At 59.5% G+C, this 16,037-nt stretch carries 11 protein-coding genes; 2 read left to right on the top strand and 9 right to left on the bottom strand.

The window, feature by feature from the left end; translation table 11 throughout:
* Positions 1-28 precede the first annotated feature (28 nt).
* From katG to ACSOSP_RS04205, 7 genes are all read right to left on the bottom strand, one after another.
* Positions 29-2,290: a catalase/peroxidase HPI gene (gene katG, locus ACSOSP_RS04235; protein WP_455309723.1), complete on the bottom strand. Its 2,262-nt coding sequence runs from the start codon at positions 2,288-2,290 to the stop codon at positions 29-31.
* Between the two features lie 374 nt (positions 2,291-2,664).
* Positions 2,665-4,218: an MFS transporter gene (locus ACSOSP_RS04230; RefSeq protein ID WP_455309722.1), complete on the bottom strand. Its 1,554-nt coding sequence runs from the start codon at positions 4,216-4,218 to the stop codon at positions 2,665-2,667.
* A gap of 202 nt (positions 4,219-4,420) precedes the next feature.
* Complete coding sequence (locus tag ACSOSP_RS04225; protein ID WP_455309721.1) at positions 4,421-5,659, bottom strand: acyl-CoA dehydrogenase family protein; 1,239 nt, start codon at positions 5,657-5,659, stop codon at positions 4,421-4,423.
* A 43-nt stretch (positions 5,660-5,702) separates the two neighbouring features.
* Entirely contained in the window at positions 5,703-6,707 is a 1,005-nt protein-coding gene (locus ACSOSP_RS04220) for an NrtA/SsuA/CpmA family ABC transporter substrate-binding protein (RefSeq protein WP_455309720.1), read from the bottom strand.
* 35 nt (positions 6,708-6,742) lie between these two features.
* Entirely contained in the window at positions 6,743-7,468 is a 726-nt protein-coding gene (locus ACSOSP_RS04215; protein WP_455310843.1) for an ABC transporter ATP-binding protein, read from the bottom strand.
* Between the two features lie 14 nt (positions 7,469-7,482).
* On the bottom strand, positions 7,483-8,322 hold the full coding sequence (locus ACSOSP_RS04210) for an ABC transporter permease (protein WP_455309719.1): 840 nt from the start codon (positions 8,320-8,322) through the stop codon (positions 7,483-7,485).
* Between the two features lie 493 nt (positions 8,323-8,815).
* On the bottom strand, positions 8,816-10,258 hold the full coding sequence (locus ACSOSP_RS04205) for a putative bifunctional diguanylate cyclase/phosphodiesterase (RefSeq protein WP_455309718.1): 1,443 nt from the start codon (positions 10,256-10,258) through the stop codon (positions 8,816-8,818).
* 1,170 nt (positions 10,259-11,428) lie between these two features.
* On the opposite strand from ACSOSP_RS04205, the gene ACSOSP_RS04200 reads away from it, so the two are divergent.
* Positions 11,429-13,060 (top strand): response regulator, encoded by a 1,632-nt coding sequence (locus ACSOSP_RS04200; RefSeq protein WP_455309717.1) that lies wholly within the window; start codon positions 11,429-11,431, stop codon positions 13,058-13,060.
* A gap of 371 nt (positions 13,061-13,431) precedes the next feature.
* Positions 13,432-14,073, top strand: a complete 642-nt coding sequence (locus tag ACSOSP_RS04195; RefSeq protein ID WP_455309716.1) for a hypothetical protein — start codon at positions 13,432-13,434, stop codon at positions 14,071-14,073.
* Between the two features lie 49 nt (positions 14,074-14,122).
* Here ACSOSP_RS04195 and ACSOSP_RS04190 read toward each other — a convergent pair whose 3' ends face one another.
* Together ACSOSP_RS04190 and ACSOSP_RS04185 are read right to left on the bottom strand one after the other, a co-directional pair.
* Entirely contained in the window at positions 14,123-15,040 is a 918-nt protein-coding gene (locus ACSOSP_RS04190; protein ID WP_455309715.1) for a transposase, read from the bottom strand.
* Positions 15,041-15,623: 583 nt separating this feature from the next.
* Complete coding sequence (locus ACSOSP_RS04185) at positions 15,624-15,818, bottom strand: hypothetical protein (protein WP_455309714.1); 195 nt, start codon at positions 15,816-15,818, stop codon at positions 15,624-15,626.
* Between the last annotated feature and the right edge of the window lie 219 nt (positions 15,819-16,037).

The raw sequence follows: 16,037 nt of genomic DNA, 5'->3' as shown, positions 1-16,037 counted from the left end.
AGAGCCCTGACGGGGGTGATGCGACCCCTTAGGCGAGGTCGAACCTGTCGAGATTCATCACCTTCACCCAGGCTGCGACGAAGTCGTTGACGAATTTTTCCTGCGCGTCCTCGGTTGCATAGACTTCACTCAGGGCCCGGAGCTGGGAATGCGCACCGAAGATCAGATCGACCGCGGTGCCGGTCCACTTCCTCTCGCCGGTCTTGCGGTTACGCCCCTCGAACGCGTCCCGAGCCGATGAAACCGGCAGCCATTCCGTGTCCATGTCGAGCAGGTTGCGGAAAAAGTCGTTAGTCAGCGTTTCCGGTTGGTGAGTGAATACGCCATGCGGACTTTTCCCCGCGTTGACGTTCAAGGCACGCAAGCCGCCGATCAGCACCGTCAGCTCCGGGGCGGTCAAGGTCAGCAACTGCGCCTTATCGATCAGCAAAGCCTCCGGCCGAGCCTTGACCTTGCCCGACAGGTAATTGCGGAAGCCATCGGCAACCGGTTCGAGCGCCGCGACGGATTCCACGTCGGTCTGTTCCTGCAAGGCGTCCGCGCGACCGGGCGTGAACGGCACGGTGACCTGATGGCCGGCGTTTTTCGCCGCCAGCTCGATACCGGCGCTCCCAGCCAGCACAATCAGGTCGGCCAGCGAAATCTTCTTGCCGCCGGACTGTGCGCCGTTGAACTCGCCCTGGATGCCTTCGAGAGCCTTCAGCACCTTCGACAGTTGCGCAGGCTGGTTGACCTCCCAATCCTTTTGCGGCGCGAGACGAATGCGTGCGCCATTGGCGCCGCCGCGCTTGTCGGAGCCACGGAAGGTAGACGCCGACGCCCAGGCGGTCGACACCAGCTCCGAGACGGACAGCCCTGACGCCAGGACCTTCTCCTTGAGCGAAGCGACATCCGCTTCTGCGACCAGAGGATGGTCCACCGCCGGAATGGGGTCCTGCCACAGCAGCTCTTCGGCCGGCACTTCCGCGCCGAGGTAGCGCACGCGCGGTCCCATGTCGCGGTGCGTCAGCTTGAACCAGGCGCGGGCGAAGGCGTCGGCCAACTGATCAGGATGTTCCCAGAAGCGCCGCGAGATCTTCTCGTAGGCAGGGTCGAGGCGCAGCGAGAGATCGGTGGTGAGCATTGTCGGCCGCTGCTTCTTCGACGCATCGTAAGCGTGCGGGATCGTTTCGGCGCTGTCCTTGGCGACCCACTGGTTGGCGCCGGCGGGGCTCTTCGTCAGTTCCCATTCGTGGCCGAAGAGGTTCTCGAAGAAACCGTTGCTCCATTGCGTCGGCGTGCTGGTCCAGGTGACTTCCAGGCCGCTCGTGATCGTGTCGCTGCCCTTGCCGCTGCCGAAACTGTTCTTCCAGCCCAGTCCCTGATTCTCGACATCGGCCGATTCGGGCTCGGGACCCACATTGTCAGCAGGACCGGCTCCGTGCGTCTTGCCAAAGGTGTGGCCACCGGCGATCAGCGCAACGGTTTCCTCGTCGTTCATGGCCATGCGCGCGAACGTTTCGCGGATATCGTGCGCCGCAGCAACCGGGTCCGGATTGCCGTCGGGGCCTTCCGGATTTACGTAGATCAGGCCCATCTGCACAGCGCCCAGCGGATTTTCCAGGTTGCGTCCGGCATCGGTGCGGCTGGCTTCTTCGCCGTGCTTTTCTTCATCGGCGACGATCACGCCACCGTCGTTGTCCTTGCCGGCGGCACCCTTGCCGTAACGGACGTCGCCGCCCAGCCAGGTCTTTTCGTTGCCCCAGTAGACGTCCTGATCCGGCTCCCATGTGTCCTCGCGGCCACCGGCGAACCCGAAGGTCTTGAAGCCCATAGTTTCCAGCGCGACATTGCCGGTGAGGATCAACAGGTCAGCCCAGGAAATCTTCTGGCCATACTTCTGCTTGATCGGCCAGAGCAGGCGGCGGGCTTTATCCAGGCTGACATTGTCCGGCCAGCTGTTGAGCGGCGCGAAACGCTGCTGGCCGCGCCCGGCGCCGCCGCGGCCGTCGCCGATGCGGTACGTGCCCGCACTGTGCCAGGCCATGCGGATAAAGAGCGGGCCGTAGTGGCCGAAGTCCGCCGGCCACCAGTCTTGCGAATCGGTCATCAGCGCCGCGAGGTCCTTCTTGACTGCAGCCAGGTCAAGGCTCTTGAAAGCCTCGGCATAATTGAAGCTGTTGCCCAGGGGGTTGGATTTACCGGAGTGCTGGCTGAGCAGGTCCACCCGCAGTTGTTTCGGCCACCAGTCTCGGTTCGTCGTGCCGCCGCCGGCGGCATGATTGAACGGGCACTTTGCGTCATTTGACATGCGTTGTCTCCTTGAGAGGACGGACCCACTACTTGTTTTAAGGGCGTCTAGCCTTCATCCTGCACGAAATTGATGACGCCGTGCCCGGTGGTCTGCCAGGAAATGCCGTGGTGGACTTTTACTGTTGATCACCGGAAGCGCCATCCTATTACTCTGGCAAACACTCTCGTAGCGTACATTGAACGAGCGCTGCTTGCGTTGGCAAGCCTACTCCAGTTGAATATAGGCGCGTGTGACGATCAGCAGAATTAGATTCGTGCAATGCCACTGATAGCTCACCGCTATATCGCAGAGGGTGCTTGCTTGCCTCGGCACGATCGTGCGCAACGCTGGCGAGATTGGACAGCCTTTCGAGACCCACGGCCGTCAAGTTTTCAAGCCTTGCGATGCTTCGTGTCATGGTCAAGCAGAAACCATGCGCTGATGGCGCTCGCAAGCGCAAGACCCGATGCAATTAGCACGATCACGCGGAACCCGAAGACAAATGACTCGCGCGTGGCCTCCATGACGCGGGCGTCGGGATTGACCGCTGCACCGAGAAGCGCGCGCTGCTCGTTCACCTGCAGTTGCATGGCTTGAGAGAGGCCGAGTGGCAACAGGCGCGCATCGAGCGATTTATTAAATAGCACCGATAGAACCAGGCCGAAGACCGCTACGGCGAGAAGTCCGGCGACGCGAGATATTGCGTTGTTCACACCGGATGCGACTCCCGACTGATTCTCCGGAACGGCGTTCATGACTGATGTGGTGAGCGGGGCGACGCAAATCGCCATGCCCAGGCCCAGCACGACGACTGGCGCGAAGAAGGTCTTTAAGTACGAACCGCTCACTCCGGGCCATGCCAGAAGCGCAAATCCCGCCGCGACGATGATGGAGCCCACGGTGAGCGGCGCTCTCGCGCCATAGGTTGCGACCAGTCCGCCCGTCCATCGTGAAAGCACGAAGATAATCAGGATCAACGGCAATAGCGCGGCTCCGGCCTCAGCCGCTGAATAATGATGGATCTGAATAAGCGTGAACGGCAGGAAATAAAGTATTCCCCCAAGTCCGGAGTAGAGAAAGAACGTAATCAGGTTTGCACCCGCAAATGTGTGCGACCTGAAGAGTGCCAATGGCACCATCGGAGCGGGGCATCTAGCTTCGCGAATCAGGAAGGCAACGAGTGCCATCACGCCGACCGTCGCAGCCACCAGAATGCCCGACGCTTTGTCAGAAGCCTCGATGAGTGCGTACGTGATCCCGCCGAGTCCTATCGATGCAAATAACGCCCCTGGCCAGTCCAGCGCTGCATCGAGTTTTTCGTTTTTGCTCTCGTCGACCCGCCATAGCGTGATGCCCACAACGACCACCGCCAACGGCAGGTTGAGCACGAATACCGATCGCCACGAAAAGTGTTCGACCATCCAGCCGCCAAGCACGGGGCCTCCTGCGCCCATCATCGCGGTGGATCCCGACCAGGTGCCGATCGCGCGCCCGCGCGTGCTGGGCGGATAGGCCGAGCTGATGAGCGACAGGCTGCCGGGCACGAGGAAGGCGGCGCCGATTCCCTGGACCGTCCGGGCAGCGATCAGTCCTTCGATGGATCCAGCGAACGCGCACCACGCCGATCCGATCGCGAATAAAACCGTACCGAACAGGAAGACCATTTTCCTGCCGTAGCTATCGCCGAACGAACCTCCGACGAGCAGCAGCGATGCCAGCGACAACGCATACGCCTCGACCACCCACTGGAGGTCTTTCGAGCTCGCGTGAAGTCCACTCTGTATTGCCGGCAGCGCGATGTTGACGACCGTGCCGTCAATGAATGCCAGGCTGGAGCCAAGGATCGCGGCGATCAATACCCAGACGTTACCCGTCGATGTACTTTCGACAGCCTGGGTTGCTTTCGAATGTGACCCGTCGGGCGCGTGCCGGTCTGATGATTTCATGGGGCTCAAAATAACACGTTGTTACCCATGATCTTGCATGGGTTTCAAACGGTTTTTCTGACGCCGCCCAGGCGGACTGACGCTTTTGGTTCGGAACGGGTGACAACTGCATTGTGATCTGCGTCTGACCTGAATCTCTGACCTGAAACTACGCAAGCGAAGGCGGGCGCCACTTCATGCAACGCGCTCAAGCGGGCCTCGATCAGAAGAACGCGCCTGTCGGCGGAAGCTGTCCGCTCAGCAGGTTCTGCCCAAGCAGGCGCTCCTTGTAGAGGCGTGGGTTGTGCGAAGCAATCACCTTGATGTTGCGCCAGTGCCGGTCCAGCGCGCCCACGCGCGAGACGACCGAGCCTGATCCCAGATCGATCAGCCAGGTGGCGATCTGCGGAGCGAGGTCGTCGATCACGACCTTCGCTTCCGACGCCGAGAGCGTGGCGGCAAGCGTGGTCTCGTACTCATCGCGCGTTCCATAGCTGTCCCACGCACGTTGCAGCGCTTCGATCGCACGATCCACCGTCGCTTCGACGCTCGCCGCGTAAGCGCGGATTCGGCCAAGCAACGCCTGTAACACGGGCTCTTCGGTGGGATGCGCGGCTTCGCCATGATAGAAATTGCGCCCGCGTGAACGTAAGACCTCTACCGCGTCCAATGTCACACGCCGTGCGATGCCTGCGATGCAGTTGCTCAGGTAGACCTGATGAAAGGTGAATCCCCAAGGCGCCGCCTCGTCGGTCCTCGGTGGGTCAGCCGGATAGATCTGCGCGGCGGGCACGCTCACCGCATTAAATTTCGCCGTACCTGAGCCTGTCAGGCGCTGGCCGAATCCTTGCCAGTCGTCATCGTTGCCGACGCCTTCGCCGCGATCGAGCACATATTGCACGGTACGGCCCTCGCGGCTTTCTACAGCGACACCAACGAATGCATCGTTATAGAGGTTGCCGGTCGCATAAACCTTCACACCTGATCCGACGTAGACATGCCGGTTTTCGTCCCATTCGAGCCTGCTCAGCACCTGGCTTGGACGCGCGCCGGCCGCCACTGCATCGGTTTCGACAAAACTGAGTCCGACCGTTTTCTTCTGCCTCGTCAGATCGAGGACGTGCGCATGGAAGGGATGATCGCGCCGTCTGAGAGACGCTTCGACCTGCCATAGATGATTGCGAAAAGCATGGGCGATGTTTGAGTCCGCCGCGGCGATATCGCGCGCTACGACGAGAAGTTCGCTCAACGAGAGACCCTGGCCGCCCGCATCGGATGGCAGGCGCAGCGCGCCGAACCCGAGCGCCTTGAGTCGCGCGATCTCTTCGTGCGGCAGGCGATGTTCCCGCTCCCGCGCGGCCGCGGTCGACGCGATATCCGTGATGGTCCCGGAGAAACCAAGCGATGCGGACAATGGCGAGACGAGCCTGGGACCGCCGTGGTCAATCGTCGTCTCAGACATGCTCATGCCGCCTCTGGAAGTGAGTGGGATTGTTCATTGCCCGTCAAACCTTGATGCTGTAATCCGCGACGTTGATGCGCGAGTGGATGATCTTGCGTTCCGCGAGCCAGTCGGCGGCGCGTTGGAACTGTGCGATGAAAGCGGCGTCGTCGGGTTCGTGGAATTGATTCACGCGCTTGAGACTAGTCAGATAGTCGCGTACCTGATCCGGATATTTGGCTTCCTTCTGTGCGAGCAGCTCGGATTCGGCGGAGTGTGCCGATTGCCACGCGCCTTCGACGGTGTACGCGTCGATCACCGCGCGAATCAGCTCGGAATTCTCTTCGGTGAATTTCCGGCGTGTCACGAGCGAGCTGTAGTCGATCAGGAAATCGAGGTCGCGTCCCTCGTTGAAGATGTCCTTTGCGTCGTTCGAATAGCGCGAGATGTCGACCGCGGGGGACCACATCGACCATGCATCGACTATGCCTTGCGCAAAGGCAGGCGCCGCATCGGGAGGATTGAGGTAGACGAACTCGACCTTGCTGCGGTCCACATGGTTCTTTTCCAGTGCGGCGATCAACAGGAATTCGCCAAGCCCCGACCGGTTGACGGCGACCTTGCGCCCCGCCAGATCGGCGACCGAATTGATGCCGCTCGATTTCTTCACGATGATGGCGGTCGAGCGAGGCGAATAGACGTCGAATGCATTGAAGACGATCGGTGAGCCGGCCAGCATCGCGGCCAATGCGGGTGTCGTCGATCCCCAGAAACCGAAATCCGCGCTGCCGCCCACCACTGCCTGAATCGACGGCGCGTGATTCGGAAACGGTCCGACCCATTCGACCTTGATGCCTTTCGCGGCGAGTGTCTTTTCGAACACGCCGCGTTGCTTGGCAATGTCCGGAAGGCTGCCGTAGCCCCAGCCGATGCGAACCGTATCGGCGTTGCGCGTCAGCTTGCGCGGTTCGGCTGCTTGGGCTGGAAACAGGCTGCTTGCGGCTGCGCCGGCCAGCAGTCCACCCGCCGCGCGCAACAGTTGGCGGCGGCTCAGTGAGGAATCGTTCATCCTTGTCAGGTCCTTGGAGTCATGCAGAAAAGCGCTCAGTGAGACTGAACGCCGAGCTCTTCGAGCAGTGTTGACCGCAGTTCCTGCGGCGTATGGTTCTTGGGTTGGAAGGAGGCGGCAATGCGTCCCGAGCGCATGACGAGAATCCTGTCGGCGAGGGTGAGCGCCTCGTCCACATCGTGCGTCACAAGCAGCACGCCAGGATGATGGCGCGCCACGAGTTCCTTGACGAGTCCGTGCATCTTGATTCGCGTGAGCGCGTCGAGCGCCGCGAACGGTTCGTCCAGCAGGAGAAGCGCGGGTTCGGGAACGAGGGCTCGCGCCAACGCAACGCGTTGCGCTTGACCGCCCGAGAGATTGCGCGGCCAGTCCTCCTCGCGACCGGACAGCCCGACTTCGGCGAGCGCTCGAGCCGCACCGGTCCGGCCAACCGTGCTTTCATGACCGAGTGCAACGTTCTCTGATAACGTCGCCCAGGGCAGCAGGCGAGGCTCCTGGAACACGACGGAAGGGCGCGCGGGCGCACGGATCCGCCCAGAATCAGGCAGATCGAGCCCGGCCAGCGCGCGCAGCAACGTAGTCTTTCCACACCCGCTTTCACCCAGGAGCGCGACGAATTCGCCTTCGTGAATGTCGAGATCCAGCGCGTCGATAACAACACGCGAGCCATAGCGGCGCTGCAGGCCACGTACCGATACAGCCAGCGGAGACTGGCCGGCATGGCCCTCGATAAGTGCGGAAATATCGGAATCCCGGGACAGTACAGTGCTTGATGTCACTTTTGCTCTCCTTTGGCGTAGTTCGCGTGCCATGAGAGGAGATGAGACTCAAGGAAGCGCACCAGCGCGTCTGCCGCGACGCCGATGATCGCGTAGATGATCATGGTCAGCAGAATGACATTCGTCTGCAGGAATTCGCGCGCGTCCATGGCGAGGAAACCGATCCCCTTCGTGGTGGCGAGCGTCTCGGCGATGACCAGCGCGAGCCACGCGTGAGCGAGTGCATAACGTACGCCCGTGAGGATTGACGGCATCGCTCCCGGCAGGATGATTCGCCGTACGATCGCGCTCCAGCCCAGCCCGACTACCTTGGCAAGCTCCATCAGCTTGGGATCGATCTGCCGGATGCCAAGCATGGTGTTGATATAGATGGGGAACAGGACAGCGAGCGCCACCAGGAAAATTTTCGCAACCTCGCCCACGCCGAACCAGACGATGACGAGCGGCAGCATCGCGAGGAAAGGAACCGCGCGCACCATCTGGATCGAACGGTCGAAAAGCGCTTGTGCCAGCGGCGAGAACCCGACCGCGATGCCAAGCACGAGGCCGATCGCGCCGCCGATGACGAAGCCCGCGCAGGCACGCAGTAGCGACACGCCAAGATGAACGAAAAGATCGCCGTTCCTGGCCAGGTCCAACGCGGTTTCAGCGACGTTGCTGGGGGCCGGGAGCACCTGCGGGGAGATCAGTCCGATGCGCGCGGCAAGCTCCCAAAGCACCAGCGCCAGAGCGGGAACGAGCCAGGAAAGCCACCGGTAGAGCGCGCCTTTCGAAATATTTGGGCGCATCTGTCCCGACGAGACATAGCTGTTGCGAGAAGAAGGTACGTCAGCCATGTCGGTTCCAAATTAAGCATGAAAAAACTGCTCCGGGATGGAGCTGTTTGGCGCGGGCGAACCATGAGGCCCTGATAAAGCGAATGCCGCTCGGGCAATACCAGGCATCGGGCGCGTTTCGGTAATGCCGGTACCCTGGCAGCGAGCCTGTTATTAGAGGCTGTCTTGTGCCACGATGACAAACAGTTTTTTATGCTTTGCTTTTCAGTTTCTGCACATTGCTCAACGAGCGGCTGTTTTCGCCTGCGAGCCTGGCGATCACATCTCGCTCGATAACACGGACGGGATTCGGGTTTGTTCCGCCCTTTGACGCTTATCAGAAAGCGTCTAGTGCGAACGCGAGCGCCACGTTCCCCAAGAAGACTTCCTTCGTGGCATGGGCGGCATCGATTCACTGAACTCACCCGGAATCCGTCCGCACTCTTTGAGCTGTTTTATCCGTAAAATTCCGATGAGCGATTGGCGGGATGAGCCGTGACGCTTCTGCATCACATCACCGTGACTGCTCGACGCAGATCGCGTTGCCCCTTGAAGCGGACAATAGCGTTGAGGTTTCCGATTCCTCGGTAAGGAGCGACACTGCTTCATCGGCTGACATGGGCCTGCCAAACAAGTAGCCTTGCATCTTCCGGCAACCCAGGTCACTCAGGATACGGACCTGATCTTCTGTCTCGACACCCTCGACAACGCAATCCAGATTCAGGTTTCGACATAGATCAACGACCGATTTCACCACTTTCTGACTCGTGATGTTCGTCGCAATATCGGCGACGAAACTTCTGTCAATCTTGATCTTGTCCAGTGGGAGCCTGTGCACATAGCTCAGACTCGAAAATCCTGTGCCGAAGTCGTCAAGCGAAATATGGACGCCGAGTTGCTTGAGGAGTCGAAGTGAGTCGCTCGCCACGTCGAAATCACTCACCAGCGCTGTTTCTGTAATTTCCAGTTCGATTCGGTGCGCAGGCACGTGGCTCGCCAAGATGATTTCGACGATCCTCCTGGTCGCTTCAAGGGACGCGATATCGCGAGTTGACAGATTGAACGAAATTCGCACGTGATCCGGCCAGCGCTTCGCACTTTCAAGCGCTCTTTCCAGCAAAATATCGCTGATCAACAGGATGCGATTCGATCGCTCCGCGCGCCTTATGAACTCCGCGGGCGGCACCATGCCGAGCGTACTGTTAGTCCAACGCGCCAGCGCCTCGAAGCCCGAAATATGCTTACCAGGCAGCTCAACAATAGGCTGAAAATCCAGCGATAATTCGCTCTCGAGATCGGCTTGCGCCAGCGCTTGCTCAATCAGCCCCGATCTGCGCCACTCGATTTCGTGATCCGTCGAGAATATGACCGGCTTGCCCCTTGAATTCTGCTTGGCGTTATATAACGCGTAGTCGGCTCGTTCAAACAGCACGTCGAAGCGTTCGATGCTGTCTCGCGATACGGCGAATCCGATCGAGGCGGACAGCCGCGCGGTCATATCGGGCAAATGGTATGGCAGCCGCAGTACACGGCAAATCTCAGTTCCGCGATGGGTGATGTCCTCGTTGGAAAGGTCCCCGCGGAGCAACACACCGAACTCATCGCCTCCGAGGCGCGCCAGAAAGGCGGACGAATCCTCGAATTGCTGCAACCGGCGTCCCACTTCCGCCAGCACCCAATCGCCCATGGCATGACCATAGGCGTCGTTCACCAGCTTGAAGCCGTCAAGATCCACCAGACCGATCACCGCACCGTGGCCGTCCTGAAACATGGATGGACCGGCGCCATCCAGACAGGCAAAGAATGCGCGTCGATTCGGCAGTCCCGTCAACGAGTCGAGATTGGCGAGCCGGAAGTTGTCGTCACTGAGACGCTGGGTCTCAATCTGCCTCAAACGCAACTCCTCCCGCGATTCTATCAATCGGGCAAAGTCCCGGTAGTAGGTCAGCAAGATCACGACCATCGCAACCGATACGAGAAACAGGTTAACCGCGATCGAGACGAATACGAGTTTCCCGGTCAACGAAAAGAAAATCACGAACGGGATGATCACGATCACAGTCAGCGATAGCGCCGCCGCACGCAGATGCATCAGACAAAAAATGCACCCGATGACAGTAATCGCCATGTAAAAAGCGACGTGACTTTGTTGGTACTCGTCTCCGTACGGATATAGGCTGAGACCCCACGCAGTAAAAAACACGGCGAGTACCGCTGCGAGACGAACCGTCCGGCGCAAGCGTTTTGCAGCCGTAGCGGCATCGACGTCATGGTGGCGAGTGCGCAGCCACCAGGCGAAGCGGCCAGCGCAAACCAGGCAGAGGAGGGCCGGCACCCATATGGAAAGAGGGGCCGGAGTCGAGTGGATGTGGCTGATTGCCAGTCCTGCAGTGTTCGTGACCAGGATGAAGTACAACAACGGGATCTGGCGGGAAAGCGCGATGAACTGCGAGCGTGCCAGCGCGGCGTTTTCCCCTGACACGCGGAACATCGATATACATGCGCTCAAGGCGCCTCGCCAGCGAGGAAGCCCCATGCGGTGAATTTGGTCGGCCATGACTACGTTACATCCTTGAGGGGAGTCCTTGGTTTGGCCCGCTCCACTCCCGGCGGCAGAGCGGCTTCTGCATATGTTGGCCAGCGATTCACGGCGTGGACGCCGGGTAAAACAAGACCTCCCGGAACTCGGCCGGTCAATAATCCGGGCTGCTTTTTCCTGGAGCCGTCGCGATGACTTCCGGCAGGCCGTTGCCGTTGTGCACAAACATAAGAATTCCGACAAGCTCCGTGCTATTCAGTAACCGCGTATTATCGAATCTGTCCGGATCAGGATGTATTTGCCGGAATGATCATTACGGGTGTTACGTGTGGTTATGTGTGTATACGGCCACTGCGAATTCTTCTGAAGGGATGGCGAATTTTTTTTGAATTTGGACTACGAATCTATTGAAATCTTAACGGCTATTAAGGATTTTCCTACGTTGAATGTAGGTTAATCCTTAGGCCGGGTTGAATTTGTCGAGACGTGATTGCGTCCTCACTACCGCCGTGGTAAGGCAGATAATCAGGACATTGCCTGGCAGCAAACCCAACGGGTCGATTACTGTCCATCACGGAGGTCGTCACCATGAATCATGCAGCGGCCGACGCCCGCGAAGCGCCCGTCATCCTCATCGCGGACGACACGCCCGCCAACCTCGGCGTGGTGGTCGAGAGTTTTACGAACCGGGGCTTTCGTGTACTCGTGGCCCTCGACGGCATTGAGGCCATCGAGCGTGCGCAATTCTCAAAACCGGATCTGATCCTGCTCGATGTGAAAATGCCTGGCATCGACGGTTTCGAGACCTGCCGGCGCCTGAAGATGGACGAGCGCACGCGCGAAATTGCGGTGATCTTCATGACTTCGCTCGCCGGCAGCGAGGACATGGTTGAGGGATTTTCCGCGGGCGGGGTCGATTACATCACCAAACCGGTGCGCATCGACGAAATGATGGCGCGCGTGGGCACCCATCTGGCACTGGGTGCAATGCACAAGCAACTCGTGGCGCAGAACCGCCAGTTGCTGGACGAAGTGGCCATTCGTCAGAAGGCGGAGGCGGCCCTGTCTCACGCGCGCGACGAACTCGAAGTACGCGTCGCGCAACGTACTGAAGAACTGGCGCGCACGAATGCGAACCTCACATCGGAGATCGATGAACGCAGGCGCGTCGAGGCCAAACTGTTATCGAGCGAAGCGCGCTTTCGCACCATCGTCGAGACGAGTCCGGTGCCGCTGTGCATTGCTTCGTTGAACGGCGGACAACTTCTCTATGCGAATGAGCCATTGCGCCAGCTGTTCGGCCTTGACGCGCGTGAAGAGGCGTCCGCCAATATCAAAGATTTCTATATGAATCCGGCGGAGCAGGACCAGCTCGTCGAGCACCTGTGCGCAGAGGGGAACTTCCGCAATACCGAAGTCCAGTTCAGGCGCTCGGATGGCACCGTATTCTGGGCAATCGCGACTGCCCGGGTCGCCACCTACCGCGATGAGCCTGCCGTCTATGCCGGCCTTAATGACATTACGGAACGCAAGCGCATCGAGCAGGAACTGTTCGAGTCGCGCGAGCAGCTGCGCGAGTTATCGGCCTACATGGAAGCGATTCGCGAAGAGGAAAGAAAGCGCATCGCGATGGAGATTCACGATGAACTGGGCCAGTTGCTGACTGCATTGAAGATGGACGTGTCGTTGCTCAAGATGCACCTCGCCAACGACTCGAACGCTGCCAGAAAAACCGACGACATGCGCGATCTGGTCGAAAAGACCATCTGGATGGTACGCAATGTCGTAAGCCATCTGAGGCCTGCCGCGCTCAACTTCGGGATTGTGTCGGCACTGGAATGGCTGGCCGAAGATTTCGGGCGGCGTAACGGCATTCCCTGCCAGTTCCGGATCAATGGCAGCGAGCCGGTGCTCTCAGACGCGCATGCCACCGCCGTGTTCCGTATCGTGCAGGCCTCGCTGACCAACGTGACCCGCCATGCGGGCGCAACGAGGGCCGACGTGACGCTGACACGCTCCGCGAGCGCACTCGAGCTCCACGTTAGCGACGACGGTTGCGGTTTCGATCAGGAAGCGGCGCTCAAAGGCGAGTCCTACGGTTTGCTCGGCATGACCGAACGCGCCCGGCTAATCGGCGGATCGCTGTTGATAGACAGTGCACTCGGCACGGGTACGGCGGTTTCAATTCACATTCCGCTGGATGGTGAACCGGCGCCTTGATCGTCTCTGCCCATGTCCAGCGCCCGTCTGCTTCGGGGTGGCTTTCTTCGACTCGTTTGCGGTGGCCCGAGGCCATCACCTCGGCAATCGGTCAATACCATCCGTGATGCAAGAAAGACTACGCCTAAACGGACAAATAAAACCATTGGGCGGCAAGGGGCGTAGCCTTCGCTCGGGATGTCATCCGGTCACCCTCGACCAAACGCATCCGCTCGATGCCAATCACCACGACGCCTATAGTTTTTCAAATAGACATCGCCTGAATGCCGGTCTCAGGACACGCTAAAGAAAGCCAAAATATCTGCCGTTATGCCGCTTGGGCACGTAGCGCTTCGCACAAGATAAACGCCCATACGACTCGCTCGAACGCAATGAAGAAAAACTATCTGCAAGAACTAGACTCTGCATACGCTTTCACCACAGAACTCGACGCGTCGTTTGACCGGCTGCCAGTGCGTCATGGCAGTCTCTTTACACCGGAACTTGGCGAGGAGATATACGTTGCGCTGCAGGATCTCGGTATTCGATCATTCAGCAAAGCCGCAGGGCAATGCATCAAGTGGAGTCATGCGCTTCGACCTGTTGTGCAAGAGGTTCTGGGTGTGCAGGTCCCGCTGACGATCGGACAGGTTCGCTCGCCAACGCGCACGTTCTTCGACCCAAGCTTCGACGATCTGGAACGATGGTATTTCCATGGTCTCGACGCACGGAATATCGAAGACAGATCGGGTATCAACATGCATGCATGGTGGACGCTGCCGACGGGGGAAATCCTGGATGTAACCTTATGGTCCACGTTGGCCGTTGCGTGGAACGAGCCGGAGCGCCTCGGGGCGTTGGCCGGCGGATGGCCTGACAAGCTGGCGCCCAATCTGCTTTACGTGCCCATGGTGGTCGGCGATGACTACATCGAGAAAGTCGAGCGGCGAATGGCATACGGTCACTTTCTGGCGCGCGAATGCACGGTGGCGGAACTGGAGGCTGCACCTGTCATGGAGATGCGGCGTGAATAGCAACGTCCGCGGATCTGGCACGAACTCCCATGACCTGCGCAGATCCAGGTCACTTGACCATTGCCGCACTCAATGACGAGCCGAATGAGTCATCTTCGTAAGCCGTTTCGTCATACGCCTCTTCCATGACGGGCTCAGGAATCCTGCGCATCGCCAGGTCAATTGCCGACGCTGTCTGCGAGACAATCTGCCCGGTGCTTTGCTGATCGATCCATTTGCGCGCCCAGTCCAGCGCATACTTCTGCGCCGCTTCGAAGTCTTTGAAACGCGGCCCGATAAGACCGGACCGCTCAACGCGTTTTCCGTGCCTCATGATCTCCGCCCGCGCGCGAAACCATTCGTTCGACACCGGATCCGCAGATGCACGGATGGCGTAACCGTCGTGGGTGGCAACCTGAGCGGCCGTCCACGGCGACCCGCACCAGCGGTCCAATTGCCGGGGCGAGCTTGTGGACATTACTGCGCTCGACTGCGTCCGCATGGGTGCACCGGCCGCCCGACCGGAAAGTTGCCGCGTGATTTCGTCGAATGGATCGATCAAATGCCGGCCGTCGGTCTTGTGGGGCGGCGCCTGCCAGGACTCGGGACTCTTCCAGAGCACGCTACGCAGGCCATCGTTGCACTGGCCGCGCCCATCACGTCGTAGCGCAGGTCTGGTCACCGCAGAAGAAGAGCTCGGGTGACAGGCGAACGTGCGGCCCTTTTGCGTCAACAACTGAATGATCTTCGCGAGCGTGCCGTTCAACTGCCAGTCTTCGAACCGGCACCGGCACGTGGGCCCGGACGGGTAACGGCCTGGCAGGCTCGACCACGGCTCGCCGGTTGACAGAATCCACAGGATTGCATTTGCCACGATGCGCGGGTCCGCGCGCGGCCTGCCGCGTCGAGTCAGGCGGCTGGCAGGCTTATCGGCAAGCATGGGCTCGAGGAGTTCCCATTCTTCATTGCTTAGCTCATCAAAATACATCGTTCCCTCCACACAGCGTGGCCAGGCTTCACCCTTTGCACAACCACGATCGTGACGTCCGATCCTCGCGATATTCTCAATTGCGCCTGTGCTTGTCCTTCTCGACAACTTGAAGAACATCGCACGTGACGACTGAACACATCCACCAGGTCGAGGCAAGAAACGTGAGCTCACCGGTGCGAGGAAGAATCTGCACATGAAACATATAACGAAGACGCGGCCAACAGGCCCTGTCGCGCTCTACACCGATCGATGCTGCATCGATCGGAGACTGCAAGTACATGCCGACTCCGGGCGGAGTTGGATTCAGACCGTCCATCGGTTTCCCGATTCACGGGGCGAGTCCTGGCGCCCCGTTGCGACAGAGCCGAAGCTCCCTTTGACTGCACCTAAACGGGCACCTGCCAATCCGGTTCTGACCAGGCAGATAGCTTTGCGTGCGCCAGCCGCTTCCTGAGAGGAAGTTTTAGTGATGCGGCAGTGGGCGGTGATGACGTCGTGCTTGCGCGACGCGCCCATGCCCGTACAGCGATCGTACGATGCAGGGCTCGCGGCAAAATCATTGAAAGATCACGGGTACCGTCTACACGCGGACCATTGACGAAATGGAGTCCCAGGCTGTTTCAGCAATGCCGTCAATTTTTATCGTACGCAGGCCAAGCCATTCTTTCGATCGGCAAACCCCGATATTGCTATACGGCTTGACTGATTTTTCTGTCGGGATTTCCTTACGGGCTGTCGCAACAAGATGACTAGCCTTGCTGGTGGCGATAGCCATAACCAAGGTCCGTGGGCGAATAAATTATATCCGGCACACCGGGCTCGAGCGAGCGATTGACGCGGCGCCTTTGCCGCCGTTGTGTTGCAGCAGGACGAGAGGGACGATCAAAGACAATATGTTAGGGATTACATAGTAAGTGATCGAGTGGTGGTCAGCGCAATGTGAGGAGCTTTTGCCACAACGGCGCACGATCTGGGTAGGGTACGCAAGCTTGCA

It is taken from the genome of Caballeronia sp. KNU42 (genome assembly GCF_053760385.1).
Note: the sequence above shows the minus strand (reverse complement) of the source record. Positions and strands in the feature narration are given on the sequence as shown.